This window comes from Streptomyces sp. NPDC003327 (assembly GCF_053589515.1).
In genome coordinates this window covers 195,419-220,238 of the sequence record NZ_JBSFSA010000007.1, presented here as the reverse complement: position 1 = coordinate 220,238, position 24,820 = coordinate 195,419, and the positions used below count along the sequence as shown (strand labels likewise).

Genomic DNA, 24,820 nt, shown 5'->3' with positions numbered 1-24,820 from the left:
CCCGACCGTCCAGGACAGGCTCAGCGGGTCGTACGGGCGAGGAGCACCGCCACGTCGTCCCGCGCGGGCGAGGTGAGAAGCCGGGCCAGGACCTCCTCGCAGAGCGTGTCGAGCGGGCGGTCCACGCTGGGCCGGAGCGCCTGCGCGAGCTGGCTCATGCCCTCGTCGAGGTCCCGGTCGCGGGCCTCGATGAGGCCGTCCGTGTAGAGGACGAGCAGACCGCCCGCGGGCAGGACGACCTCCGCCGTGCCGAAGTCCTGGGCGCCGGTGCCCAGCGGGGTGCCGGGCGGCCCGTGGAGGAAGGTGACCGTGCCGTCGGGGGTCGCGACGAGCGGCGGCGGATGGCCGGCGCGGGTGATGACCCAGCGGCCCGTCGCCGGGTCGTGGACCGCGTAGACGCAGGTCGCCATCGTGTCCTCGCCGAGGTCGGCGACGACGGCGTCGAGGGAGCCGAGCATCTCCGCGGGCGGGACGTCGTGCCGGGCGAGGGTGCGCACGGCGGTGCGGAGCTGGCCCATGACGGCGGCGGCGTGGATGCCGTGTCCCATGACGTCGCCGATGACGAGGCCGGTCCGGCCGCCGGGCAGCGCGATGGCGTCGAACCAGTCGCCGCCCACGTCGTGGGCGCTGGCGGGCAGGTAGCGGCCGGTGAGTTCGAGCCCGGTGACCGAGGGCAGCGTGCTGTTGGTGAGACTGCGCTGGAGGGTGAGGGCGGCCTCGCGCTGGGTCGTGTAGAGCAGCGCGTTGTCGATGTTGAGGGCGGCGCGGGCCACGATGTCGTCGATGAGGACGCTGTCCTGGTCGTCGAAGGGTTCCCGGCTGCGCAGCCGGGTCACGGTGACCGCGCCGAGCACCTTGCCCCGGGCCACGAGGGGGACGAGCCGGGCCGAGCCGATGCGGGTGGCGAGATAGGTGCGGAGGGCCTCGGTGCGCGGGTCGGTGAAGAGCGCCGGGATGTCGGACGTCCGGAGGTACGTGGGCCGGCCCTGGAGGACGGCCTCCTCGTACACGGAGTCCGGCGGGAGGTGGAAGAGCTGGCCGGGGGCGAGCAGCGCCGTGGGGGCGTTCGGTTCGGGGAAGCGGGCGGCGAGCCGGCGCAGCACGCCGCGCGTGGCGTCGGCCGGGTCGTCGGGTTCGAGGACCGCTTCGAGGATCTGTACGTCGGCGGAGTCGGCGAGCCGGGGGACGAGGAAGTCGACGACCTCGTCCACCGTCTGCCGCAGGTCGAGGGTGGTGCCGATCCTGGCGCCGGCCTCGGCGAGGAGGCTGAGGCGGTGCCGGGCCCGCTCGACCTCGATGTGGGCCTCCTGGCTCTCGGTGATGTCCACCAGGGAGGCGATCAGGCCCAGCGGCTTCTCGGCGCGGTCGATGAGCGGGGCGTACGAGCAGGACCAGATGTGGTCGTGGTCGGGGTCGGCGGGGGTGCGGCCCACGCGCCGGGCATCGACGACGGCGGTCCCGCTGTCGAGGACCTGGCGCATCAGCGCCTCCAGGGCGGTGGCGTTGACGCCGGGGACCACCTCGGTGAGGCGGCGGCCGATGTGCTCGGCGGCGGAGACGCCGTTCATCCGGGCGAGGGCGTCGTTGACGCGGAGGAAGCGCAGGTCGCGGCCGAGGATGGCGAGGCCGATCGGCGACTGCGTGAAGAGGCTCTCCATGGCGGCGAGGTTGTCGCGCAGCCGCAGGACCTCGGAGGTCTCGACGGCGATGAGCATCGCGCCGGGCCGTCCGTCCGGGTCGGCGGCGGGCACGATCCACATCTCCATGGCGATGTGGTGGCCGTCCCGGTGGCGGACCGGAAGCGTGCCGACCATGGTCTCGCCCGCCTGCACGCGGACGGTCAGCCGGTCGGCGAGGTCGCGGTTGGCGTCGGGGACGAGGAGGGGCGTCGCGAGCCGCCCGAGGACGTGCTCGGGCCGGTGCCCCAGGAGGTCCTGGGCCGCGAGGGACCACTCGACGATGCGTCCGTCGGCGTCCTCGCGCCAGAGGGCGATCGGCAGGAGTTCACGGAGCACGCCCGCGTCCCCGACAGCCGCACGGGGCGGCTTCGGAACCCTGCTCGGCGACTGATGAGTGCCCAACGCATCGACCTACGCATCGGCTTGGCCCCGACGGGGGCGATCCCTGTCGACCCACCCTAGCCGAGGAGCCCCCGGGGGGCTCTGCCCGTTGCGGCCGAATGGTGCGGACGGGGCGGCCGGTGAGAACAGGCCGCGTGCGGGCGCGTCGTCACGGCGAGAACGCGCCGTGACGAGTCTCGGCGCCCGCTCAGGGCAGGCGGCCGGCCCGGCGGCCGCGTCAGTGCGGGAGGAGGACCGGGACGGGGGCGGGGATCCGCTGCGGCGCGGTGAAGGCGACGCGGGCGGCGGGCACGGTGACGTCGGCGTCGCTGCCGAGCGCGTACGCGGCGACGCGGGAGACCGTGGCCGCCGGGATCGCCTCGCTGATCCCGGGGGCGGCCGGTATGTCCTGGGTGGCGTGGGCGTCGTGCGGTACGACGACCCGGTAGCCGCGCGCCAGGGCCGTACGGGCCGTCGCCTGCACGCACATCTCGGACATCACCCCGCAGACGGCGACCGCCCGCACCTCCGCGGACTCCAGCAGGGGGCCGAGGGCGGTCTCCTCGAAGCCGTCGTCGTACGGCTTGCGGACGACCGCCTCCAAGGGGCCGGGCGCGACCCGGTGGTGGAGCTCCCACCCGGGTGTGTGCGGCTCGTCCTCGGCGCCGGGCGGCCCGTCGTTCTGCAGGTGCACGACGAGGGCGCCGGCCGCCCTCGCCCGTGCGAGGAGATCGGAGGTCCGCTCGACGAGCCGGGCGGCGCCGGGCACGGCGCCGTCACCGGTGACGAAGGCGGACTGCACGTCCACGACGATGAGGGCGTCCACGGGACGCACGTCCTTGGTCATCCCGCCATCATCACCGGCGCGGCGCCCGCGCTTCCACGGGATTACCGCTCGGCCGCCCGTCACGGGGCCGGGCTGCGCGTTCCCGGAGGGGCGGGCGGGGCGGGGGCCGGATCCGGGTGCAGGGAGCCCTCGGGGCGGAGGAGGTCGCGGAGCCCCGCGAGCCGGATGAGCCGCAGGATCCAGGGCTGGTCGCAGACGAGCCTCCAGTCGGCTCCCCGCTCCCGGGTCCGTCCGGCGCAGCGGGCGAGGAGGCCGAGACCGCTGGCGTCGCAGAACGTGAGGCGCCGGATGTCGACGGCCAGGGCGTCGGACTCGCGGGCGAGGGCGTCGAGTTCGGGCCGCAGGTGCCCGACCAGGACGAGGTCGAGCTCGCCCCGCAGCGCGGCGACGGTGAGACCGCCGGTGGCGCGGACGACGAGGTGCGGGTCGGGCAGGGGGATCAGCTGCATGGAACGCTCCACAGGGTGGGGCCATGTGTCCCGTCGAGCGTGGCCGCCCGGGTCACGGGAGGGACGTTTCGCCTCGACCGCTGTCACCTGAATCGGTGAACGTGCGGCCGAGGGGTGGTCACCTCGGTGCGCAGCACGGCCCGTCCGGCCGGTACGTCCCTGCGGGCGGCGGTGGGGTGCGGGGCGGGAAGCGGGGCGTGCCGCCGGGGGCCGGGGGCTTCCGGCGGCACAGGGGGTGTCGGGCCGGGCCGTGTCAGGGGCGGAGTTCCCTGGCCTCGAACCGGCCCTCGCCCAGCACCAGGACGAAGGAGACCTGCTGCCCCTCGGAGAGGGCGAGGCTGTCGCCTTCCACGTCCTCCGCCCGGAAGTACACCGGGTCCTCCGAGCCCACGGTCTGGACGAAGCCGTATCCGGCCCGACGGTTGAACGACTGCACGAATCCGGTGGTCCTGCTCTCCACGGCACCCTCCTCGGCTCGCGGCGCTCGCGCGCCTCTGGGGATTGTTACCCCGTGGGGCCGGGGGCGCCCGTCCGCTTCCCGGGCGAGGCCGCGGACGGGCGCCGGGGGCGCGGGCCGGTCACCCCGCGTGACGGGCCATCCACGCCTCGACCTCGGCCGCGGAGCGCGGCAGGCCCGCCGAGAGGTTCTCGTGGCCGTCCTCCGTGACCAGCAGGTCGTCCTCGATCCGGACGCCGATGCCGCGCCACTCCTCCGGTACGAGCAGGTCGTCCGGCTGGAAGTAGAGGCCGGGCTCGACGGTGAGCACCATGCCCGGTTCGAGGACGCCGTCGACGTACTCCTCGGTGCGGGCGGTCGCGCAGTCGTGGACGTCGAGGCCCAGCATGTGGCCGGTGCCCGCCATGGTGAAGCGGCGCTGGAGACCCAGGGCGTACGCGCGGTCGACGGGCCCCTCGACGAAGCCCCACTCGACGAGCCGCGCCGTCAGGTGGCGCTGGGAGGCCTCGTGGAAGTCGCGGTACGGGGCGCCGGGCTTGACCGCGGCCATGCCGGCCTCCTGCGCCTCGTACACCGCGTCGTACACCTGGCGCTGGACAGGGGTGAAGGTGCCGCTGATCGGCAGCGTCCGGGTGACGTCGGCGGTGTAGAGGGTGCGCGTCTCCACGCCCGCGTCGAGCAGGAGCAGCTCGCCGGGGCGGACGGGACCGTCGTTGTCCGTCCAGTGCATGATCGTGGCGTGCTCGCCGGCGGCGCAGATGGAGCCGTATCCGACGGCGTTGCCCTCCAGGCGGGCGCGGCGGAAGAAGGTGCCCTCGATCCACCGCTCGGAGGTGGCGACGGCGCGGGACAGCTCGCCGACGACGTCGGTGAAGCCGCGCACGGTGGCGTCACAGGCCTTGCGGAGCTCGCCGATCTCCCAGGCGTCCTTGACGAGGCGGAGCTCGTCGAGGACCTCGTGCAGCTCGGCGTCGCGCTCCTCGTCGGTGGTGACGGCGGCTTCGAGGGCGGGGTCGTGGCCGCGGACGATCCGGGTGGGCGCGTCGGGCGCGGCGGCCAGGTCCTCGGCGGCCGTGCGCACGTCCCGGCAGGGCAGGCCGAGGACGCTCGCGGCCTCGGCGAGGGTGCGGCGGCGGCCCGTCCACAGCTCGGCGTGGGCGCCGATCCAGAACTCGTCGTCGTCGCGGCTGTCGCGGGGCAGCTGGAAGCAGTAGGCGTCGTGGCCGCCGTCGGCGCGGGGTTCGAGCACGAGGGCGCCGTCGCGGGCCTGGTCGCCGGTCATGTGGACGTAGCCCGAGTACGGGCGGAACGGGTACGTGTCGTCGTTGGACCGGGTTTTGAGCCGGCCGGAGGGGATGACCAGCCGCTCACCGGGGAAGCGCGCGGAGAGCGCGGCGCGGCGCAGGGCGGCGTACGGGGCCTGCTCGTCCGGCTCCAGGCCGTGCCGCTCGGTGTCCGCCCAGCCGGTCCGCATCAGCGCGGAGAGTTCGTCGGAGATCGTGCCGTAGAGACCGTTCTTGCGGCCCTTCGCCATGGGGTGCCCTTTCGTCCGGAGGGGTGCCGAGCCAGTGGGGTGCTGCGAGCGGGACCGTACCGGCGCGGGGACGTGCGTGGTGCTCGGGAGTGCCAGTGGCACCGATCGGCCACCGCGCACGGTCGTGGGCCGTCGATAATGCGCCCATGGCGAATGCGAGACTCGGCGAGGCCCTGCGGCTCCTCGGCGTCGGCGGTGACGCCGTCCGCGTGTATCTGGCCCTGCTCGACGTGGCGCCCGCGCCGCTCGGCACGATCGGCTTGGCGGCGGGCCTGGCGGGCGAGGAGCTGGCGGCGGCGTACGGGGAGCTGGTCGACGCGGGGCTCGCCACCGCGGCGCCGGAGGGCACGGAGGTGGTGGCTCCGGTGCCGCCCGCGGCGGGGCTGGAGGTGCTCGGGCGGCACCGCGCGGCGGAACTCGACGAGTCCCGCATCACCGTCGGGGGCGCGTTCGAGGCGTTCCGGCGGCAGCGGCTCGCCGCGTACACCGACGATCTCGTCGAGGTCGTCACGGGCGAGGCCATCGGGCCCCGGATGCGCCAGGCCTGGGCCAGCGCGCGCGAGCGGATCCGGCAGCTCGACTCGCCGCCGTACTTCCCGATCGCGGGGGCCACCGAGGACGCGCTGGCCACGCTCGCGCGCGGGGTGGCCCAGCGGGTCGTCTACTCGCGGGAGTCGCTGGAGCACCCGGACAAGCTGCGGACGGTCATCGAGCCGTGCGTCGAGGCGGGCGAGCAGGCGCGGGTGCTGCCGTCGGTCCCGGTGAAGCTGGTGATCATCGACGAGGCGTACGCGCTCGTGTCCCTGTCGATCCGGGAGGCGGACGTCCACAACACGATGCTGGTGGTGCAGCCCTGCGGCCTGTTCTCGGCCCTGGTGGCGCTCTTCGAACAGACCTGGCGGTCGGCGCTGCCCCTCCACGGCCGCGCCCCCCGCCCGAACGGGCTCCTGCCCGCCGACCGCCGGCTGCTGCGGCTCCTCGCGGGCGGCGCGAGCGACGAGGTCATCGCCCGGGAGCTGGGCGTCAGCAGGCGCACCCTCTTCCGTCGCCTCCAGGTCCTGATGGCCCGCCTCGGTGCCACGAGCCGGTTCCAGATGGCGTTGCAGGCCCAGCGCGCCGGCTGGCTCTGACGGCGGCGGTCCCGGCCGGTACCGAGGGCGGGCGCGCCGGAAGCCGCCGTCGGCGTCACCCGCGCGGGGCGCGTTCCCGTCCCCGCCCGCGCGGTGCGGCGTCCCGGCGCGGCCCCGCGCCGTGGTGGAGACAGGAGGCGACGACCACGAGGGGCCAGCAGGACTGGAGGCAGGTCACGAGGCGCTCGGCGACGCCCGCCGCGCCCGCGCGGTTCGTCTCGTACACGTACCAGCAGGCGCCGAGCACGACCAGGACCGTCACCGCCACCGAGGGGCCGACGCGCAGGCCCCAGGGCGCGGCGCCGCCCGGGCGGACGGCGAGCAGCGGCCAGACGGCGAGCATGCCGAAGCCGAACGCGGCGACCGCCCCGTGCCGCAGGGAGCCGCCGCTGCTCGGCGCGGGCACCAGCACCATCGCGAGCGCCGCGACCCCGCCCCCGGCGAGCGCCACCCGCCCGGGCAGCGCGGCGGGGCGCAGCCCCCAGGCGGTCAGCAGGTAGCAGACGCCGAGCGCGAGGAAGGTCCCGGTCATCACCCAGAAGCCCGCGGCGCCGTAGGCACCGAGGACGCTGATGGTCTGCCGGACGGGGTCGTAGGCGGGGCCCTCCAGTGCGGCCGCGGTCGTCCAGCCCGCGATCAACAGCACGGGGGCGCACGCCGCGGTCAGCAGGGTCCACGCGGGAACGGATCGCATCGAACCACCGTAAAGCGGGCACCCCGCCGCGACCGTGCACCCGGGAGGCGCGCCGCCGGCCGCCGTCAGCCGACCCGGTCGGTCTCCGCGACGCGGTGGACCTCAAGGCCGGGCGTGGCGAGCAGCTCGGCGACGAGGGCATCGGAGCCGCAGACGTACGTGCTCACCAGGTCGACGTCGCCGCCCACGCACCAGGCGCGGTCCTGCGGCCACCACAGGTCGGGGAGCTCGTCGAACTCCTCGAAGAGGTACGGGGACACGGCATCGGAGAGCGGTCCGGAGAGCAGGACCTCGTCCCGGCCCGGGGTGGGGAAGGTGGGGACCCCGTCCCACTCCCGGCGGCCGTACCCGTCCCACAGCCCGTACCAGCACCGCTCCGGGGTCGTGGTGTGCCGTGCGAGGACGGGGAGCAGGGCCTCCGCGACGCCGCACGGCGTGGGGCCCTCGGCCGGGTGCTCGTCCCAGACGCCGGGCAGGCCGTACTCCGATGCGTTCTGGTAGTAGTACCGCTGGGCGCCGATGACCTCGTACCAGTCCGTCAGCGCCTCGACCTTCCGCCCGTAGGCGGCGGCGACGGCGTCCCAGCGGACCGGCCGCTCGTCGAGTTCCGCGGGGTGGAGCACCCGGGCGTACGCGGCGAAGCCGGGCGCGGCCACGCCGGCCACGGTGCCGAAGTCGCCGTGGCCGGGGCGCCGTTCCGTCAGCCAGCGGGCCGGGCCGAGGTCGGCGGCCTCGACGCGCAGCCGTCCGTACACGGCGGGGGCGGGTTCTCGTCCCGACGGGGTCCATGGGTCCATGCCCCCACTCTGCCCCACCTCCGTCACGGACCGTGGACGGGTGCACCGGGGCCCGGCGGCCCTCCGCTCACATGGGTATGCACTGCGCCCTGGCGTACTGGTGGATGAGTTCGCCGCCGATCTCGGCGGCCAGCGCCGCCGTCGCCCCGGACCGGGCCGCCGTCGGCCGGTCGCCGGCGGCCGCGCCCGTGACCTCGAAGCCGACCGGGGACAGGTCTCCGACGCACCGCAGCAGGCCGAGGACCTCCCGGGCGGTGGGGCCGCCACCCGGCGCGGGGGCGGTGGCCGCGAGGTCGGCGGAGACCGAGACGTAGACCGGGCGGCGGCCGACGCGGTGGCGTACGACGTCGGCGGCGCCCCGGACGCCCAGCGCGCCCCACCGGTCGGCGTCCAGCACCAGCCCCGGCCCGCGCCCGGGCCCGCGCTCCGGCGCTGCGGAGGCGCCGAGGCCGACGCGGACCACCGCCGACGGGTCGACCAGGCCGTCCTCGACCGCGCGGCGCACGGCGTCCTCGGGCCCCGCCCCCAGGTGGAGGAGGGCGAGGGGGCCGTGCCGTTCGGCCGTCGCGCACAGCGCCGCCGCGGTCAGCGCCCGGCCACCGCCCAGCAGCAGCACGGCGGCGTTGGCGGCGAGGAGCCGGGACAGACGCCGGTACAGCACCTCGGAGACGGAGCCGGATTCCCAGGGCGTCACGTCGACGTCCCCGCCGTCCACGCAGTCGACCAGGTCGAAGGTGCCGGGGCCGCGGTCGGCGCCGGGCACGTGCGCGAGGGCGGAGACGTCCCGCACGGCGCGCGGTGCCGGGTGCGGCCCCGGGCGCCGGCCGGACTCGTCGTACGGCATGCCGAGCACGACGAGGTCGCGGGCCGCGGGTCGCGGGTCGAACGGCAGGCCCATGAAGGTGGTGGGCCGGGAGTGGAGGGGCACGGGCGCGGCGAGACACTCGACGGGCGGCATGGTCCTCCACGGTCCGGCGGGGCGACGGGCGGCGGGGCGCCCGGGGACGGCCGGGCGACCATGGTCATGGTGCCGGGGGCGGCTCTCCGCGCACTCTCCGCCGGGTCTCCGCCGGGCCTCCGCCCGCTCCCGGGCGGCCTCGCCCGGCCGAAGGGGAAGCCGGGGCCGTCGCGGACGGTAACATGACCGCTACTCCTGGTGTGCGACGTGGAGAGGGAGACGATGGCGGAGAGGCTCACGGCCCCGGGGGGCCTGCGGGCAGCACCGGAAGCGGCGTTCGCCGCGCAGGCCCCGTCCGCGCGGCGGCCCGGGCGGCCGTCCGGGGGCCGACGGCGTGTCCCCTCCCCCGTCCCCGTCCAGCTGCGCTGGCTCGGCGTCAGCGGCTGGGAGATCGTGATCGACCAAGGGCGCCGACGGCGGAGCATCCTCTTCGACCCCTACCTCAGCCGCATGCCGTTCACCGACGCGCAGGGCGTCACCCGGCACGACATCCCGCTGCGCCTCGACCACCGGGCGGTCGAGGCGGTCGCCTCACGTCACCTCACCGGGGCCCCGGAGCTGATCCTGGTGAGCCACGGCCACTTCGACCACATGGCCGACGTCCCGCAGCTCCTCGCCCGGCCGGGCTGGCGGCACTCCCGCATCCGCGTGCTGTGCGACGCCACGGTGGCGCACCTGCTCGCGGCCATGGACACCCCGCGGCGGCGGCTCGCGGACGCGATCCTGGTCAAGGGCGGGGAGTACCTCCAGTTCGACGGGTACACGGTCGAGGTCTTCCGCAGCCTGCACAGCCAGCGCTCCGACCACGGCTACTTCGCGCCCGGCCGCCTCCTCGCCCCACCGCCCCGGCCCACCGTCCTGGGTGACTTCGTCGAGGGCGAGACGCTCGCCTACCACGTGGCCGTCGAGGGCGGGCCGTCGGTCCTGCTCATGGGGGCGAGCAACGTCGCCGAGCGGGAGATGGCCGGGGTCCGCCCGGACGTGGCGGCCGTGCCGATGACCACCACCACCTCCGTCCACGACTACCCCGAGCGGCTCCTCGCGGCCACCGGCAACCCGCCCGTGCTGATCCCCTGTCACCACGACGACATGACCACGCCGTTGACGGACCGGCCGGGCCTCCTGGCCGCCTCCACCGCCGACTCCGCCGTACGCGCCCTGGCGGCGGCCGGGCCCGGCTCCCGCGTCGTGGCCCCGCGCCACCTGGAGGCCCTGGACCTGGCCGCCGTCCTCACCTGAGCGACGCGCCGCCCCCCGCCGCGCCCGTACCGTCCGCCCCGGCGCCGCCCCCCGCCGTGTCGCCCACCCGCGTGTCGTACAGGTCCAGGTAGGAGGGGAAGAGGCCGCCGGGGGTGTCCGTGGTCCGGGCGGTGAGGGCCGCGTGCACCACGGCCCGGGAGACCACGTCGGCGCCCGCGGCGAGGATCTCGTTGACCGCCGCCAGCTCGGTGTGGGGCCCCCAGCCGGTGCGGTCCGCGGGGGCGTCCCCGTCGGCGCCGGACAGCGGCAGCCGACCGGTCGAGAGCGCGAACACGGTGTCGCCGTCGGTCAGCAGGTGGACCGGCCGGATCGCCCGGGCCAGCCCGTCGTGCGCCGTGCCCGCCAGCTTCTGCGCCTGCGGGCGCGTCAGAGCGGCGTCGGTCGCGACGACCGCCAGGGTCGTGTTCAGCTGCCGCACCTCGTCGACCTGCCGCCGCCGGCTCTCCGCACGGGCCGCCGCCAGGCGCTCCCGCGCCCGTGCGTGCACCACCGGGTCGGGCCGCGGGGCGCGCAGCCCGCGGGCCCCGAACTCGTCGCCCACCACCGTCGACGCCCCGTAGAGGGCGCCGGTGGCGGGGTCCAGGAGCGAGCCCGAGGCGTTGACCGCGACCAGCGCCGCGACGGTCACCCCGGACGGCAGCACGACGCTCGCCGTCCCGATGCCGCCCTTCATGCCGCCCGCCACCGCGCCCGTACCGGCCCCCGCACAGCCCTGGAGGACGGGCCCGCCCTCGGCGGCGCGCGCCGCGTCCTCGACGGCCTCGCGTCCCAGCGCCGCCCCCGGCCGGGCCGTCCACCGACCGCCGCGCCCCAGGTCGAACAGGGCGGCGGCGGGCACGACCGGCACCACCTGGTGCGCTCCGGCACCCACCCGGAAGCCGCGGCCGCGCTCCTCCAGCCAGGCCGCCGCTCCCGCCGCCGCTTCGAGGCCGAAGGCGCTGCCGCCCGTCAGGACCACCGCGTCGATGCGGGCGACCAGGTTGCGCGGGTCGAGGGCGTCGGTCTCGCGGGTGCCCGGCCCGCCGCCGCGCACGTCGACCGCCGCGGCCACCCCGCCCTCCGGGGCGAGGACCGCGGTGACGCCGGTCAGCCAACCCTCGTCGGTGCGCGCGGCGTGCCCGACCCGGATTCCGGCCACGTCCGTCAGCGCGTTCCGCGGTCCGGTGCGCGGCTCCCGCCCCGCCGTACCCGTCCCACTCATCCCCTGCTCCCCGCTCTCTCGCCTGCCTCGACGGGGCCGGTGCGCCCCGCCGTTCCGCCCCCGTGATCCTCCCGGCCGGCCGTCGATCGGTCCACCGGAGCGCCTCCTCCCGGCCGATGCTCCCCACCGGCCGGAAACGGGCGCCGGTTCCCGGGCGCCCTTCCCCGCCGCCCGCCGCGCTCCCTACGCTTGGCGCCCGTGGCTGACGACCAGACGGACTTACCCGGCGGCGCCGTACCGCCCTGGCTGACCGACCTCGGGCGGAAGGCGTCCGGCGACCTCGCGCCGGAGCTGACGCGGTACGCGGGCCCGGTGCCCGCCGACGCGCGGGGCTCCGCCGTCCTGGTGCTCTTCGGCGCCGGCGACCGGGGTCCCGACCTGCTCTTCCTGCGGCGCTCCGGCGCGCTGCGGGACCATCCGGGCCAGGTGTGCTTCCCGGGTGGCTCCGCCGTCCCCGGGGACGGCGGTCCCGTGCGGACCGCGCTGCGCGAGACGTACGAGGAGACCGGCCTGGCCCCGTCGGGGGTGCGGGTCGCGGGCGCGCTGGCCCCGCTGAACCTCGCCCACAGCGGCTTCTCCGTCGTTCCGGTGCTCGGCTGGTGGGGCGCGGGCGGCCGGATCGCCGGGGACGGGCAGGAGATCGTGTCCGTCCACCGGGTGCCCCTGGGTGACCTCGCCGACCCGGCGGCGCGGCTGTTCGTCCGGGTCCCCGACGGCCATCTGAGCCCGGGTTTCCTGGCCGGGAACCTCTTCGTGTGGGGGTTCACCGCCGCCCTCGTCTCCTCGCTGCTGCGGTTCGGCGGCTGGGAACGTCCCTGGGACACCGACCGCGTCGAGGACCTGTCCGACGCCCGCCGACGCTACGGAGGCGGCCCGCCGGCCTGACCCGAGAACGCGGCGGCGCGCGGCGCCGACCCGGGCCCCTGTCCGGCGGCGCGCTCCCCCGCCGCACCCGGCCCCTGCCCGCCCCCGGCTGCCGGTCCCCCCGACCCGGCCCGCCGTCGGGCCCGTTCCCGCTGGCCCGAGCGGAAGCCGTCGACCGGCCCCGAGGACGAGCGCAGCAGGGCGAGGTACTCGGACGTCTCCACCGCGACGGCCTCCTCGACGGTCCGGCCGAGGCCGCCCATCACCGCCGCCTTGAGGTGCCGCAGGCAGTCGCCGGGGACGTCCGCCAGCGTGCGGGCGAACCGGGCGGTCTCCTCGCGGAGCCGGTCCCGCGGCACGGCCCGCAGCGCGAGCCCCTTCTCGACGGCCTCGGCCGCCGACAGCCACCGGCCCGTCATGAGCAGCTCCAGCGCGGGCTGCAGGCCCATCTTGCGGACGGTGCGGTGGGTGGCGCCCGCGCCCGGCATGTGGCCGTACGGCGTGTGCACGTCGCCGATCCGGGCCTCCTCGGCGATCAGGACGAAGTCGCAGGCCACCACCATCTCGAAGCCGCTGGCCCGGGCCTTGGCCTGCACCATGGCGATCGTCGGCACCGGCAGCCGCTCCAGGGCGAAGACCACCCGGTTCAGGCGCTCCAGGTAGGCGGCGAACAGCGCGGAGTCGGGCTCCTCGCCGTCCAGGACCTCGGTGAGGAAGCCGAGGTCGCTGCCGATGCAGAAGGCGCGGTCCCCGGCGCCGGTGAGGACGAGCACCCGGCTGGTGCCGTCCTCGGCGACCCGGGCGAAGGCGTCGAGGAGCTCGTGGTGCATCCGCTCGGTGGTGGCGTTGAGCCGGTCCGGCCGGTTGAGCGTGACCCAGGCGATCCCGTCGGCCCGCTCCAGCAGGATCGTCTCGTACGCCGGGTCCTCCTCCGCCCGGGTCACCGGGCGAGGTCCGCCGCGAGGGGGAACCCGGTCATGGGCTCGCCGCGCACGGTCACGTCCGCGCGCACGAACACCAGGGCGTAGGCGCGGCGCGGGCCGTCGGTGAGGTTGGGGCCGGACCCGTGCAGGACGTTGGCGTGGTGGACCAGGGCGCTGCCGGCGGGCACGGGGTAGGCGACGGGTTCCTGCTCGCTGCGCGCCTCGACGAGGACGGCGCCCTCCTCGGGCCGTACGTGTTCCACCCGGCCCCAGCGGTGGCTGCCGAGGACGTAGTGGACGCAGCCGTTCTCCGGGGTGGCGTCGTCCAGGGCCATCCACACGGTGACCGCCTCGGGCGGGGTGAGGTGCCAGTAGCGGTTGTCCTGGTGCAGGACGAGACGGCTGCGGTCGCCCTTGCCGGACTGCTTGTAGAAGGAGTGGTCGCGGAAGAGGCGCACCGGTCCGCCGAGGAGGGCCTCGACGCGCCGGTAGAGGTCGGGGCGGCGGACCTGGGCCTCGCAGGCCGGGTCCGACTGCCAGAGGTTGACCTTCTGCAGCAGGGCCAGGTCCAGCGGCCTGCCCCGCCGCTCCGACAGGTCGCGGACGCCCTCGGCCGGCCGGTCGCCGTCGAAGAACGCCCGCTCCACGCTGCCCCGGAGGTCCGTCACCTGCCGGGGCGTCAGCACGTCGTCCCAGCGGACGACTCCGTCGCGGGCGAAGACCTCGCGTTCACCGGCCGCCGGATCCGTCGTGGTCGTCGGCTCCACCGCGCCGGCGGGCAAGTGGGAAGCGGTCATGACACTCCTCGGGAAGGGAGGGGGCCGGGCCGTCGTGTGCGGCGGGAGAACCGGCCGGTCAGGCCCGGGGTCGTTCCGCCGGACTCCGCAGCGATGCTGCCACAGGGCCGGCCGCCGGCCCATAAGCCGAGAGGGCATCGTGCCGATGCGTCCACGGCATGGCCGCCGGGCGCCGGGTCGACTCATGCCGCCCGCGGGCGGCGGTGACCCGCGAATGGCATTGGACGGGGATTCGACGTGCGGTGTTCGCTTGACCGCGGCTTGCAAGCCCCCGCTGACCCCGGTCCTGCGAGCCGTTCTGGAACCGCTCCCGCCTCCTCACAGGCGGGCAGGCACGGCATCACCATGTTCGCCACGCCACGGAGCCGGGTGCACAGGCTGTGCGGGCAGTCGGTCGGTGCCCCGGGACTGTCCCACGCGCAGGAGGCCAGACACGCATGCAGGTTCTACTCGTGAACGCTCGCCGGTCGCCGTACTCCGGAGAGTCCATCTCCGCACCGCAACTGGGGCTGCTCTCCCTGGCCGCGGTCCTCCGGGAGGGCACCTTCCACGACACCAAGGGCGTCGACGTCCGGTTCATCGACGACCAACTCTTCGTGCTTCAGCGCCCGTTGGCCACGCCGAACGAGTTTCTGCGCGGCAACAACCCGGACATCGTGGGGATCCAGGTCCTCACGTCCAGCCTGAAGAACGGCATCAAGCTCGGCGCCGAGACCCGTCGGCACCACCCGGGCGCGCTGGTCGTGCTCGGCGGCGTCGGCGCCACCCCCCTGGCACGGCAGCTCGTCGAGAACGGCGAGGCGGACGTCGTCGTCAAGGGCGAGGGCGAGGTCACCTTCTCCCACCTGGTCCACGAGTTCGGCACCAACGGCCGCAGGAACTTCGGCAAGATCCGCGGGATCGTCTTCCGCGACGAGGACGGCACCGTCGTCGAGACGCCGGCCGCGCCGCAGGTGATGCGCCTCGACAAGCTGCCGAGGCCCGCCCGGGACCTGGCCGACATGCAGCTGTACCGCCAGATCTCCCGGGGCCGCGCCGGCAACCTCGTCACCAGCCGCGGCTGTTCGTACGCCTGCGCCTACTGCTACTCCAAGCACCAGTGGGGCGTGGGCCAGCGGCGGCACAGCGCGGAGCGGGTGATCGACGAGATCCGCGAGCTGGTCGAGGTCCACGGCTTCGACCGGATCCGCATCGAGGACGACGACTTCGTCGAGGACGTCCCGCGCATGCAGGAGCTGTGCCGGAGCATCGAGAAGTCCGGTCTGCAGGGCAAGTTCGAGTGGGAGGCCAAGGCCCGCCCGGACCTCATCGACGACGACATGGCGCGCATGCTGCGCGACTCGGGCTGCTTCCGGCTCCTCGTCGGCGTCGAGACGCTCGACTGGTCGCTGCTGAAGCGGCTCGGCCGGCCGGTCAAGGTCGACGTGACCGAGCGCGCGCTGACCTCGCTGACCAACGCGGGGATCGGTGTGCAGGCGACCCTGATCCTCGGCATCCCGGGCGAGACCGACGAGGCGATGCGGTCGACGATCACCTGGCTGCAGGCGCGGCTCGGCGACAACCCGCACGACATCGTCTCGCCGTGCTTCTTCGTGCCCTTCCACCACGAGGTGGAGAAGGACATGGCGAAGCGGGTCGACTTCACCCTGGAGACCGACGACACCGACTGCTTCACCGGCCACATCCCGGTGACGTCCAGCAAGGGCGCGTCCATCGACGAGCTGTGGAAGCTGTACGACGACATGACCCCCACCCGTCGCGACGGCAAGTACAAGCGCATCGCGTACCTGGCCGACCTGGGCACCGTGCAGGACCGTCTCGGCCTGCTCGACGGCGGCGCGCCGCGGACGAAGGAGCCGGCCGCCCTGGTCCCGGAGGTCCAGTGAGTGCGCCGACGGCGGTCCCGGACACGGCAGTCCTGGACGTCCCGGCCCACGACGGCGCGCGGCCGGTCATGTCGCACCGTCCGGAGGTCCTCCTCGACGGCGCGGGCAGGCCGCTGGCCCGGCTGGGTTCGGCGGGGCGCCTCGCGCAGTTCCGGATGGCGGAGGAGGCAGGCCGGGCGGCCCGCCTCCTGCGCGGCATGGACGACGCGGCCTGGTTCGGGCTGCTGCGTGACGCGGCGGACCGCGTCACGGCGCGGCTGGAGTCCGGTGACCTCGATCCGTGGCTGCGGGCGCTGTCCGCGGTGAGCGGCCTGCCCGTGCGGCGGGCCGCCCGCGGGCTGCGGGCGGCCGTCGGGGACCTCGGCCGCATGGAGGAGATCCTGGCCGCGCAGTCCCCGGACGGGACGGCCGCTGCGTACCGGACCGGTGGTGACGGCCTGCCGTGGAGCTGGCTCCCGGCGGGCCGGTCGGTGCTCGTGCGCCAGCCGGGCAACTTCCCGACGATCAACATCGAGTGGCTCCAGGCGCTGGCGGCGCGGCGGCCGGTGCTCCTGAGCACCGCGGCCGCCGACCCGTTCACTCCGGTGCTGCTCACCCGGGAGCTGTACGCGGCGGGGCTCCCCGACCACGGCGTGTCCGTGGTGCACGGGGACGCGCCCGCGCTGCGGCGGCTGGCCGACCAGGTGCTGTGGCCGGGCGAGGACGTGCCCGCCGACCTGCCGCCGGGGAAGGTGAAGACGTACCACTTCGGCCGCAGCCGCGCGGTGATCGGCGATGACCTGCCGGCGGACGCCTGGCAGCGGCTGGCCCGGGAGGCGTTCTCGGGCTGCGGCAGGCTCTGCACCAACATCAGCTCGCTCGTGGTGCTCGGGGACCCGAAGGAGGCGGCGGAGGCGCTGGCGCACGAGTTCGCCGTCCGTCCGGTGCTGCCGCTGGACGACCCGCGGGCGGCGGTGCCCGCCTTCCCCGACCCGGCGGTGCGGGACGCGCTCGCGCTGCGGATCGAGCGGGAGGTCGCCGCGGGCGCGGTGGACGTCACCGCGGCCGTGACCGGCGTGCCGCTGCGGGTCGACCTCGACGGCCGGGCCTTCCTGCGGCCCACGGTGCTGCTGGTGGACCCGGGGTCGCCGCTGTTCGGGACGGAACTCCCGTTCCCGTTCACGGCGGTGGCGCACGTGCCCCGGTCGAAGGCGGTCGCCGCGTGCGCCGGGTCCCTGATCGTGTCCGTCGTCGGTGAGACCGGCGGTCTGGTGCGGGCGCTCGCCGAGGAGCCGGGCGTCGACAAGGTCTTCGCCGGCGACCGGTTCGACCGCGGCTACCACCCGTGCGACCCGCACGAGGGCCATCTCGCCGACTTCCTGTTCAAGAAGAAGGCCGTACTCCCGGACACCACGACGTGACCGGCCCGAGCGGCACCCGAGGAGAGGGACCCGTCATGCGCAGTCCGAGTGAGTCGAGGCTCCGTCCGATCACCGACGAGGACGTGCGCCGCCTCGTCCGCCTCCACTTCGATCCGCGGCACGGCACGCCGTACTGGCTGGAGCGCGACCAACGGCAGAACACCCGCGCCCTGGAGAAGGTGCACGGCCTTGCCGACGCGATCGCCCTCATCGGGCTGCGCGACGGACCCGACCAGATGCACTTCGAGGAGGCCGCGCGCCGCTCCCCGCTGGAGAACTTCGTGCCGCGGTCGGTGCTCGCGGACGGCGGCCCGCTGTGGGCGGCGCAGACCGGCGGCACCACGGGCCCGGCGAAGCACGGCACCTGGGGCCGCCGCTACTGGGAGGACATCCTCGCCTTCTCGGACGAGTTCCTCGACCTGCACGGTGTGCCGCGCGGGGCGAACTGGCTGTTCGTGGGGCCGATGGGGCCGCACACGACGGGCCGTCTCGTGGTCGCGTTCGCGGAGCGCCGCGGCGGGATGTGCTTCTCCATCGACCTCGACCCGAGGATCGTGAAGATCTTCGGCGAGGAGGGCATGACCGCCGCCTACGACCGCTACGTCGACCACATCTGGGCGCAGATCGCGGAGGTGGCCCGGTCCCAGGACATCGGCGTGCTGTTCTGCACCTCCCGGCTCCTGGAGATGCTGCCCGAGCGGCTCGGCACCGAGGCGCTGGCCGGGGTGCGGGCGATCGTGCACGCGGGCACCACCATGGAGCCCGAGGCGCACCGGGAGCTGCGCGAGGACTTCTTCCCCGGCGTCCCGGTGGTCGGCATGTACGGCACGTCGACCACGGGCATCAGCTGGCAGAAGCCCTTCGAGGCGGAGGACGAGCACCGGGTGGTGTACGTGCCGTGCCAGCCGCACGTCGCGCTCGACGTCGTCGACGAGCTGGGGAACGACGTTCCCTACGGCGAGGAGGGCCGGGTACGGGTCTGGCGGCTGACGGACGACGCGCTGCTGCCCGGCTTCTGGGAGCGGGACAGGGCCCGGCGGGTCCGGCCCTACGGGGTCGCGGCCGCCCGCTATCCGTGGCCGTGGGTGGGGGACCCGTACAGCCCCGAGTTCACCGAGGGACGCCGCGTCGAGGGGGTTTACTGACATGGCCGGATTCCTGTTGTCCAGCCGCCCGGACGGCGGCACGGAGGTCGAACTCCTCGGCGCGGGCCGGGGCATGGACGTCCTGGTGCGCCGCGAGGGCGGAGACGTCCTCGTGGTCCAGGGCGACCGGCTCACCGACGAGGAGCCGCCGCCGCACGCGCCGCTCGACGCCCTGACGGCCTGGGCCGAGCGGAGCCTCGCGCGCTACTGCGCGGTCCTGGTCCGCGAGGGCCGGGCCACGCTGTGGAGCGACGTGGGCGCGACCTGCCCGCTGCACTGGGCGCGGGCCGACAGGGCGCTCCTGGTCGGTACGTCGGCCGGCGCCCTGCTTCCGCGTCTGGGCCGCCCGGTGGTGCTGGGCGACGCCGAGAAGTCGCTGCTGCCGGGCGGCCGGTTCGCCGGGGTCACGCCCGTGCCCGCGAACAGCGCGGTGACCGTGGTGGTGGACGCGTACGGCGACGAGCCGGTCTCGGTGCGCCGGGTGGCGCCGCTGCCGGAGCGGCCCGTGGAGACGGACCCGGACCGGGCGGTGGAGACCGTCCGTACGGTCCTCGGCGCGTCCGTCGCGCGCATGGCCGCGGGCGCCGACGAGGTCGGCGTCTCGCTCAGCGGCGGCGTGGACTCCTCCACGGTCGCCGCGCTCGCGGTGCGGGAGCTCGGCGCGTCGGCGGTGCGGACGTACACGGTCGGCACCCCGTTCGGCGACGAGTTCGAGCAGGCGGCGTGGCTGGCGGACCGGCTCGGCACCAAGCACGAGGAGGTGCTGTTCGGGCCGGAGCAGCTCGCCGCGATGCTGCCGGGGATGATCCGGGCCCTGGAGACCTGGGACGTGCTCACCCTGCAGATCGCCGCGCCCGCCTGCTTCCTGCAGGACCACCTCGCCACCGACGGCCGCCAGGTGCTGCTGTCCGGGTACGGGGCGGACCTGCTGTTCGCGGGGCTCGGCGGTACCGGGAGCGAGGAGGCCGTCGAGGCCGCCGTCGTCGCGCAGACCCGCGCGACGGGGCGGAGCAACGAGTTCCACCCGGCCTTCGCCGACGCCCGCCACACCGCGGTGCGCCACCCGTACTGGGCGCGGGAGGTGATGGCCGCGGCGCTGGAGATCCGCGGACGCCTCAAGGTCCGGGAGGGGACGGCGAAGTGGGTGCTGCGCAGCGCCGCCGCCGACGTCCTGCCGGCGGAGGTGGCCTGGCGGCCCAAGCGGGGCATCCACGAGGGCACCGCGATGAGCCGGATGTTCGCCGCGGCCCTCGGCAGCGACGACCCCGCCGTCCAGGCCGGGCGGCTGTACGGCATGGCCACCGAGGTCTTCCGGGACGGCGGACCGGAGACCGGACACGACGACGCGGGCCGGGTCCGGCGTCTGGGAGGCATGGGATGAGGGTTCTGCTGGTATGGCCCCGCAACGAGCGGGCCCTCCTCAGCGACCGGCTGAGCTGTTGCGAGCCGCTGCCGCTGGAGTACCTGGGGGGCGCGCTGCGCGGGCACCACGACGTGACGATCCACGACCTGCGCCTCGATCCGCCGCTGGAGGAGTACGCGGCGACGCACGAGCCGCCGGACCTGGTGGGCGTGGCCATTCCGTACACGACGAGCGTCCGGGTGTCCCGGGAGGCGAGCCGTGAGGTCCGCCGGCTGTGGCCGGACGTGCCGATCGTGCTGGGCGGCCACCACCCGACGGTGTCGGCCGAGTGGCTCGACGGCTTCGAGGCCGACTGGGTGGTGGCGGGCGAGGGCGGCGCGCCGCTGAACCGGCTGGCCGCCGACCTGGAGGCGGGCCGCACCCCGCAGGCGGGCGCGGGCCTCGCGCCGTACGACTCGCGCACCGGTCTGGAGCGTGACCGCAAGCCGAAGCCGGCGGCGCTCAACGACCTGCCGATGCCGGACCGTTCGCTGCTCTCGCACCACCGGAAGGACTACTTCCACTCGATCTACCGGCCGGTGTCGCTGATCCGGTTCACCGCGGGCTGTCCGTACACCTGCAAGTTCTGTTCGCTGTGGCGGATGACGGACCGGCGCTATCTGGTCAAGGACATCGACCGGGTGCTCGCCGAAATCGCCGACATCGAGGGCGACAACCTGTACGTCGTGGACGACGAGGCGTTCATCCAGCCCTCGCGGATGATGGAGCTCGCCGACGCCATCGACAAGGCGGGCTTCCGCAAGCGGTTCCACATGTACGTGCGCACCGACACCGCGCTGCGCCGGCCGGACGTGATCACCCGCTGGGCCGAGATCGGCCTTGACTCGGTGCTGGTGGGTGCCGAGTCGATGACCGACGACGAGCTGTCGGGCTACCGCAAGGGCACGGACGCCGACCAGACCCGGCGGGCGCTCCAGCTGTTCCACACCAACCAGGTGAAGGTGCGGGCCAACTTCATCGTCCAGCCCCAGTGGGGCGACGAGGACTTCGTACGGCTCGGGCGGACCGTGGAGGAGCTCCAGGTCGACATGCCGAGCTTCTCCGTCCTCACCCCGCTGCCGGGCACGGACCTGTACGACGAGAGCAGGGACCGGCTCATCAGCGACGATCCCGAACTCTTCGACTGCTACCACTCGCTCTTCCCGACGCGGCTTCCGCTGGAGGACTTCTACCACCGGCTCGCCGACCTCCTCGCGGGGGCCAGCGCGCGTCCGGCCCCCGGCGTCGCCTCCGGCGAGGACCCGTCCGTCTTCTACTACTCCGACAACAGCGCCTTCGACGAAATGCTCAGCGGCATCCGCCTCGCCGCCGGGCCGCGCCGGGCCCGGGAGCCGGAGCGCGTCCCGAGCACCGGATGACCCCGTCCTCCTCCCCCGCCCTTCACCGGCACGCCGGTGCCGTCCCACCGCCGAGCAGACCCGACCACGAGGAGCCGTGACCCGAGCATGTCCGCCGAATCCTCCCGCCGCCGCAAGGTGTACTTCATCGGCCTCAACGCGGTGCCCTTCCTCCCGCTGGTCGCCGGCCTGCTGCGCACGTACGCGGAGCAGGACGAGCGCGTCGCGGCCTCCTACGACTTCCAGGAGCCGCTGTTCCTCGTCGCCCCGGTGCGGGAGATGGCGGACGGCATCACCGAGCCGGACGTCCTCGCCCTGTCGTGCTACGTGTGGAACTTCCGCCGCCAGATGAAGGTGGCGAAGATCCTCAAGGAGCGCTACCCGAACATGCTCGTGGTGGCCGGCGGGCCGCACGTACCGGACAAGGTGGGCGACTTCTTCACCCGCCATCCGTACGTCGACGTCCTGGCGCACGGGGAGGGCGAGGTGGCCTTCCGCGAGCTGCTGGCCGAGCGGCTCGCGGAGCGCCCCGACTACACCCGGGTCCCGGGCGTGACGGTGCGCAGGGACGGCGAGGCGGTCGCGGGGCCGCCCGCCAAGCGGCTGCCGCGGCGGATCGAGACCCCGAGCCCCTACCTCAACGGGGTGATGGACGCGGCGGTGGAGACCTGCCGGGAGCGCGGCCTGCGGTTCTACGCGCTCTGGGAGACGAACCGCGGCTGCCCGTACTCCTGTGCCTTCTGCGACTGGGGTTCGGCGACGATGAGCGCCCTGCGGCTCTTCGACGAGGACCGCATCCAGCACGAGATCGAGTGGTTCGCCCGCAACGACGTGGAGGACCTGTTCATCTGCGACGCCAACTTCGGCATCCTGCCCCGCGACCTGGAGATCGCGCACGCGCTGGCGGAGGCCCGGACGGAGGCCGGTTCGCCGAAGCAGATCCGGGTCAACTTCGCGAAGAACTCCAACGACCGGGTCTTCGAGATCAGCAAGGCCTGGCACGACGCGGACCTGCTGATGGGCACCACGCTGTCCATGCAGAGCACGGACATGGACGTCCTGGAGGCCATCGACCGCAAGAACATCGGCCTCGACAACTACCGCAAGCTGCAGCAGCGGTACGCCGTGGAGAACATCCACACCTACACCGAGCTGATCCTGGGGCTGCCGCTGGAGACCGCGCGCACCTTCCGCGACGGCATCGGCTCGCTCCTGGAGGCCGGGAACCACGAGGACATCCGGGTCTACGAGTTCGGCATCCTGCCCAACGCGCCGATCAACACCCCGGAGAAGATCTCGGGTTACGGCCTGCGCACGGTGCCCAAGCGGCTGTACGTCGAGCGGCCGGGGACCCCGGACGACGAGGCCGAGAGCATGGACATGGTCATGGAGACCAGCGCCATGCCCCGGGACGAGTGGGTCGAGTCCTTCGCCTTCGTCCAGGCGGTGCAGTTTCTGCACAACGGCTGCTACACCCGCTACCTGTCGATCTACCTCCGGCAGGAGCACGGCATCGGCTACACCGCCTTCTACGAGGGGCTGCAGAACCACTTCACCAGCCGCCCGGAGAGCTTCATCGGCTCCCTCTACCTGCGCATGCGCAGCCTGTACCAGGACTACATCGACATCCCGACGCTGCCGCTGGCCAACCTGGTGGCCAGCCAGCCGGACCTGGCCACGCACCTCGCGCCGTACGGCCGGCGGCGGGGCTGGACGATCGACAACTGGGGCTGGCTGCGGGTGGCGACCGAGTTCGACCGGTTCCACGACGAACTGGCCGAGTACCTCCGCACCCTCGGGCTCGACCCGGACCAGGACGCGCGGCTGCGCGACGTCCTGGACTTCCAGCGCGACGTGATGCTGCGCCCGGACTACGACCCCGAGCGCGGCAAGACCGCCGAGTACGACCACGACTGGCCGCACTACTTCGCGGGCGGTCCGCTGCGGGCGCGCCGCGTCCGGGTGGACTACACCGACCAGCAGTTCGGGGCCAACGGGCGGTTCCGTCCGGCGCCGGACGACCTGAAGGCGTTCGCCCTCGCGGCGATCGGCCCGAGCTATCCGGTCTCGCGGATCCGCCACTACCGGCACCGCTTCGAGTCCGCCGAAGTGACGCCGCTGGCGGAGCCCGCGCTCAGCGAGCAGCGGTGACCGCGGGCCCCGGCGTTCCGGCCACCGCCCCGCCGCACCGCGCGGCGCTGGCCGTGCTCGCCGGGGCCTGCGGTCTGTTCGCCCTGCTCCAGCTGGGCGTGGCGACCCTGCTGCCGCAGATCCAGGGGGCGTTCGGCGTGTCCGCGTCGGACGCGGCCTGGGTGGTCTCCGGGCACCTGCTCGTCGGCTGTGTCGCGACGCCCGTCGTGAGCCGGTTCGGCGACCTGTACGGGCGGCGGGCGGTCCTGCTCGCCGTCCTCGGCGTGGTCGCGATGGCGTCCGTGGTGTCGGCGCTGACCGACTCGTTCACCGTGCTGCTGGTCGCGCGCCTGGTGCAGGGCGTGGCCGCCGGGCTGTTCCCGCTCTGCGTCGGGCTGCTGCGGGAGGGCTTCCCCGGGCGGTCGCTGTCGGGTCCGTCGGGGCTGCTGTCGGCCTCCTTCGGCACCGGCGGCGGGGTGGGCATCGTGCTCGCGGGCGTGTTCGGCGGCGGACTGCCGTCCGTGCGCGGGCTGTTCGTGGCGGCCGCGGTCCTGGCGGTGCTGCTGTTGGTGGCGGGGGCGCTGGTGCTGCCGGAGACCCCGCGCCGGCCGGGCACCCGCATCGACGTACCGGGGCTGCTGCTCCTCGGCACCGTCAGCACCTGTCTGCTCCTCGCCCTGACCCGGTACGGCCGGGAGGGCCTCGGCTCGGTCGTCGGGGCCGGCCTGCTGGCGGTCGCCGCGGCGGGCGGCGCCCTGCTCCTCCGGGTGGAGCGCCGGTCGCCCGAACCGGTGCTCGACATGCGGCTGATGTCCCGCCGGCCGCTGCTGTGCCTGAACCTGGTGAGCCTGTTGACCGGCGTGGTGATGTTCCAGATCGGCGTGCTCGCGCCCGCGCTCGTGGCCGCCCCCCGGGAGTCGGGGTACGGCCTCGGGGCGGGCGGCGCCGTCCTGACGCTCGTCATGCTGCCGATGCAGCTCGGCGCGGTCTCCGGCGGCCTGGTGTCGGGCTGGTTCCGCGAGAAGGGCAGGCTGACCGCCCACGCGGTGATGGGCACGAGCACGGCCCTGTTCGCGGCGGGCGCGGTCGTCTTCGCCGTGCTGCCGTCCGCCGCCGCGGGCCTGGCCCTGGGCACGGCCCTGAACGGCCTGGCCACCGGGCTGCTGGGCGGCGCCATGGCCGAACTGCTCGTGCAGGCCTCGCCGAGCGGGTCGACCGCGGTGACCGTCGGCCTGAACGGCGTGCTCCGTAACCTCGGCGGGGCCTTCGGCGTGCAGGTCAGTTCCATGGTCCTCGCGGTCGCGGGCGGCGCGGCCGCCCTTCCCTCGGCCGCCGCCTACCGCACCGTTTTCGCCGGTTCGGCGGTCCTCGCCGTCGTCGCCGTGGGCGCCGCCCTCCTCTTCCCGCGTACGCCCCCGCCTCGGCGGGACGTGCCGGTGCCGCCCGGCCAGACCCCCCGTCCGATCCGGCCAACCACCTGAGGGCCGGGTTCCGCGGGGTCGTCACCGACCTACTCTGGAACGCGTTC

General features: G+C 74.8%; 21 protein-coding genes. 10 read left to right on the top strand and 11 right to left on the bottom strand.

What is annotated here, in order from left to right; all coding sequences use genetic code 11:
- Nucleotides 1-20: 20 nt before the first annotated feature.
- From ACWDVG_RS09490 to ACWDVG_RS09470, 5 genes are all read right to left on the bottom strand, one after another.
- Nucleotides 21-2,015 carry a SpoIIE family protein phosphatase gene (locus ACWDVG_RS09490; RefSeq protein WP_451697795.1) on the bottom strand — a complete coding sequence of 665 codons (1,995 nt, stop codon included), beginning with the start codon at nucleotides 2,013-2,015 and terminating at the stop codon, nucleotides 21-23.
- Between the two features lie 283 nt (nucleotides 2,016-2,298).
- Nucleotides 2,299-2,907, bottom strand: a complete 609-nt coding sequence (locus ACWDVG_RS09485; RefSeq protein WP_451697793.1) for an isochorismatase family protein — start codon at nucleotides 2,905-2,907, stop codon at nucleotides 2,299-2,301.
- A gap of 59 nt (nucleotides 2,908-2,966) precedes the next feature.
- Nucleotides 2,967-3,356: an STAS domain-containing protein gene (locus ACWDVG_RS09480; protein ID WP_451697791.1), complete on the bottom strand. Its 390-nt coding sequence runs from the start codon at nucleotides 3,354-3,356 to the stop codon at nucleotides 2,967-2,969.
- A 253-nt stretch (nucleotides 3,357-3,609) separates the two neighbouring features.
- Complete coding sequence (locus tag ACWDVG_RS09475) at nucleotides 3,610-3,816, bottom strand: cold-shock protein (protein WP_451697789.1); 207 nt, start codon at nucleotides 3,814-3,816, stop codon at nucleotides 3,610-3,612.
- Nucleotides 3,817-3,934: 118 nt separating this feature from the next.
- A complete protein-coding gene (locus tag ACWDVG_RS09470) occupies nucleotides 3,935-5,347 on the bottom strand; it encodes an aminopeptidase P family protein (RefSeq protein ID WP_451697787.1) in 1,413 nt (470 codons plus the stop codon).
- 146 nt (nucleotides 5,348-5,493) lie between these two features.
- Here ACWDVG_RS09470 and ACWDVG_RS09465 point away from each other — a divergent pair, with 146 nt between their 5' ends.
- On the top strand, nucleotides 5,494-6,477 hold the full coding sequence (locus tag ACWDVG_RS09465) for a LuxR family transcriptional regulator (RefSeq protein WP_451697785.1): 984 nt from the start codon (nucleotides 5,494-5,496) through the stop codon (nucleotides 6,475-6,477).
- A 55-nt stretch (nucleotides 6,478-6,532) separates the two neighbouring features.
- Here the strand turns inward: ACWDVG_RS09465 and ACWDVG_RS09460 are convergent, their stop codons facing one another.
- The 3 genes from ACWDVG_RS09460 to ACWDVG_RS09450 form a co-directional block, all read right to left on the bottom strand.
- A complete protein-coding gene (locus ACWDVG_RS09460) occupies nucleotides 6,533-7,171 on the bottom strand; it encodes a DUF998 domain-containing protein (protein ID WP_451697783.1) in 639 nt (212 codons plus the stop codon).
- 65 nt (nucleotides 7,172-7,236) lie between these two features.
- Nucleotides 7,237-7,968: a hypothetical protein gene (locus ACWDVG_RS09455; RefSeq protein ID WP_451697781.1), complete on the bottom strand. Its 732-nt coding sequence runs from the start codon at nucleotides 7,966-7,968 to the stop codon at nucleotides 7,237-7,239.
- A gap of 67 nt (nucleotides 7,969-8,035) precedes the next feature.
- Nucleotides 8,036-8,926, bottom strand: coding sequence for an arginase family protein (locus tag ACWDVG_RS09450; RefSeq protein ID WP_451697779.1), 891 nt, complete (start codon nucleotides 8,924-8,926; stop codon nucleotides 8,036-8,038).
- A gap of 222 nt (nucleotides 8,927-9,148) precedes the next feature.
- On the opposite strand from ACWDVG_RS09450, the gene ACWDVG_RS09445 reads away from it, so the two are divergent.
- Nucleotides 9,149-10,165 carry an MBL fold metallo-hydrolase gene (locus tag ACWDVG_RS09445; protein WP_451697777.1) on the top strand — a complete coding sequence of 339 codons (1,017 nt, stop codon included), beginning with the start codon at nucleotides 9,149-9,151 and terminating at the stop codon, nucleotides 10,163-10,165.
- Here ACWDVG_RS09445 and ACWDVG_RS09440 read toward each other — a convergent pair.
- Nucleotides 10,158-11,387: a P1 family peptidase gene (locus tag ACWDVG_RS09440; protein WP_451697775.1), complete on the bottom strand. Its 1,230-nt coding sequence runs from the start codon at nucleotides 11,385-11,387 to the stop codon at nucleotides 10,158-10,160. The two genes, ACWDVG_RS09445 and ACWDVG_RS09440, sit on opposite strands and share 8 nt — an antisense overlap.
- 198 nt (nucleotides 11,388-11,585) lie before the next feature.
- Here ACWDVG_RS09440 and ACWDVG_RS09435 point away from each other — a divergent pair, with 198 nt between their 5' ends.
- Entirely contained in the window at nucleotides 11,586-12,272 is a 687-nt protein-coding gene (locus ACWDVG_RS09435; protein ID WP_451697773.1) for an NUDIX hydrolase, read from the top strand.
- On the opposite strand, the gene ACWDVG_RS09430 is transcribed toward ACWDVG_RS09435, so the two are convergent.
- Both ACWDVG_RS09430 and ACWDVG_RS09425 read right to left on the bottom strand, forming a co-directional pair.
- Entirely contained in the window at nucleotides 12,248-13,195 is a 948-nt protein-coding gene (locus ACWDVG_RS09430; RefSeq protein ID WP_451697772.1) for an enoyl-CoA hydratase/isomerase family protein, read from the bottom strand. The two genes, ACWDVG_RS09435 and ACWDVG_RS09430, sit on opposite strands and share 25 nt — an antisense overlap.
- Nucleotides 13,192-13,971 carry a phytanoyl-CoA dioxygenase family protein gene (locus ACWDVG_RS09425; RefSeq protein ID WP_451697770.1) on the bottom strand — a complete coding sequence of 260 codons (780 nt, stop codon included), beginning with the start codon at nucleotides 13,969-13,971 and terminating at the stop codon, nucleotides 13,192-13,194. Before ACWDVG_RS09425 ends, ACWDVG_RS09430 begins: the two co-directional genes overlap by 4 nt.
- A gap of 452 nt (nucleotides 13,972-14,423) precedes the next feature.
- On the opposite strand from ACWDVG_RS09425, the gene ACWDVG_RS09420 reads away from it, so the two are divergent.
- The 7 genes from ACWDVG_RS09420 to ACWDVG_RS09390 all read left to right on the top strand — a co-directional run bounded on the left by ACWDVG_RS09420 (nucleotide 14,424) and on the right by ACWDVG_RS09390 (nucleotide 24,773).
- Nucleotides 14,424-15,857, top strand: coding sequence for a B12-binding domain-containing radical SAM protein (locus ACWDVG_RS09420; RefSeq protein WP_451697768.1), 1,434 nt, complete (start codon nucleotides 14,424-14,426; stop codon nucleotides 15,855-15,857).
- On the top strand, nucleotides 15,854-17,257 hold the full coding sequence (locus ACWDVG_RS09415) for an oxidoreductase (protein WP_451697766.1): 1,404 nt from the start codon (nucleotides 15,854-15,856) through the stop codon (nucleotides 17,255-17,257). Before ACWDVG_RS09420 ends, ACWDVG_RS09415 begins: the two co-directional genes overlap by 4 nt.
- A 35-nt stretch (nucleotides 17,258-17,292) precedes the next feature.
- Entirely contained in the window at nucleotides 17,293-18,402 is a 1,110-nt protein-coding gene (locus ACWDVG_RS09410; RefSeq protein WP_451697764.1) for an AMP-binding protein, read from the top strand.
- Nucleotide 18,403: 1 nt separating this feature from the next.
- Nucleotides 18,404-19,783, top strand: a complete 1,380-nt coding sequence (locus ACWDVG_RS09405) for an asparagine synthase-related protein (RefSeq protein ID WP_451697762.1) — start codon at nucleotides 18,404-18,406, stop codon at nucleotides 19,781-19,783.
- Nucleotides 19,780-21,183 (top strand): B12-binding domain-containing radical SAM protein, encoded by a 1,404-nt coding sequence (locus tag ACWDVG_RS09400; RefSeq protein WP_451697760.1) that lies wholly within the window; start codon nucleotides 19,780-19,782, stop codon nucleotides 21,181-21,183. The genes ACWDVG_RS09405 and ACWDVG_RS09400 overlap by 4 nt, the downstream gene beginning before the upstream one ends.
- Nucleotides 21,184-21,270: 87 nt before the next feature.
- Nucleotides 21,271-23,313: a B12-binding domain-containing radical SAM protein gene (locus ACWDVG_RS09395; protein WP_451697758.1), complete on the top strand. Its 2,043-nt coding sequence runs from the start codon at nucleotides 21,271-21,273 to the stop codon at nucleotides 23,311-23,313.
- The gene (locus tag ACWDVG_RS09390; RefSeq protein WP_451697756.1) at nucleotides 23,310-24,773 is read left to right on the top strand and encodes an MFS transporter; all 1,464 of its coding nucleotides are present in this window, start codon (nucleotides 23,310-23,312) and stop codon (nucleotides 24,771-24,773) included. The genes ACWDVG_RS09395 and ACWDVG_RS09390 overlap by 4 nt, the downstream gene beginning before the upstream one ends.
- Nucleotides 24,774-24,820: the final 47 nt, after the last annotated feature.

Bases quoted from the DNA above. Each gene is read 5' to 3' on its own strand.
- ACWDVG_RS09440 (WP_451697775.1), bottom strand. From the start codon at position 11,387: ATGAGTGGGACGGGTACGGCGGGGCGGGAGCCGCGCACCGGACCGCGG.
- ACWDVG_RS09470 (WP_451697787.1), bottom strand. From the start codon at position 5,347: ATGGCGAAGGGCCGCAAGAACGGTCTCTACGGCACGATCTCCGACGAA.
- ACWDVG_RS09480 (WP_451697791.1), bottom strand. From the start codon at position 3,356: ATGCAGCTGATCCCCCTGCCCGACCCGCACCTCGTCGTCCGCGCCACC.
- ACWDVG_RS09485 (WP_451697793.1), bottom strand. From the start codon at position 2,907: ATGACCAAGGACGTGCGTCCCGTGGACGCCCTCATCGTCGTGGACGTG.
- ACWDVG_RS09455 (WP_451697781.1), bottom strand. From the start codon at position 7,968: ATGGACCCATGGACCCCGTCGGGACGAGAACCCGCCCCCGCCGTGTAC.
- ACWDVG_RS09465 (WP_451697785.1), top strand. From the start codon at position 5,494: ATGGCGAATGCGAGACTCGGCGAGGCCCTGCGGCTCCTCGGCGTCGGC.
- ACWDVG_RS09410 (WP_451697764.1), top strand. From the start codon at position 17,293: ATGCGCAGTCCGAGTGAGTCGAGGCTCCGTCCGATCACCGACGAGGAC.
- ACWDVG_RS09460 (WP_451697783.1), bottom strand. From the start codon at position 7,171: ATGCGATCCGTTCCCGCGTGGACCCTGCTGACCGCGGCGTGCGCCCCC.
- ACWDVG_RS09400 (WP_451697760.1), top strand. From the start codon at position 19,780: ATGAGGGTTCTGCTGGTATGGCCCCGCAACGAGCGGGCCCTCCTCAGC.
- ACWDVG_RS09445 (WP_451697777.1), top strand. From the start codon at position 9,149: ATGGCGGAGAGGCTCACGGCCCCGGGGGGCCTGCGGGCAGCACCGGAA.
- ACWDVG_RS09450 (WP_451697779.1), bottom strand. From the start codon at position 8,926: ATGCCGCCCGTCGAGTGTCTCGCCGCGCCCGTGCCCCTCCACTCCCGG.
- ACWDVG_RS09395 (WP_451697758.1), top strand. From the start codon at position 21,271: ATGTCCGCCGAATCCTCCCGCCGCCGCAAGGTGTACTTCATCGGCCTC.
- ACWDVG_RS09425 (WP_451697770.1), bottom strand. From the start codon at position 13,971: ATGACCGCTTCCCACTTGCCCGCCGGCGCGGTGGAGCCGACGACCACG.
- ACWDVG_RS09405 (WP_451697762.1), top strand. From the start codon at position 18,404: ATGGCCGGATTCCTGTTGTCCAGCCGCCCGGACGGCGGCACGGAGGTC.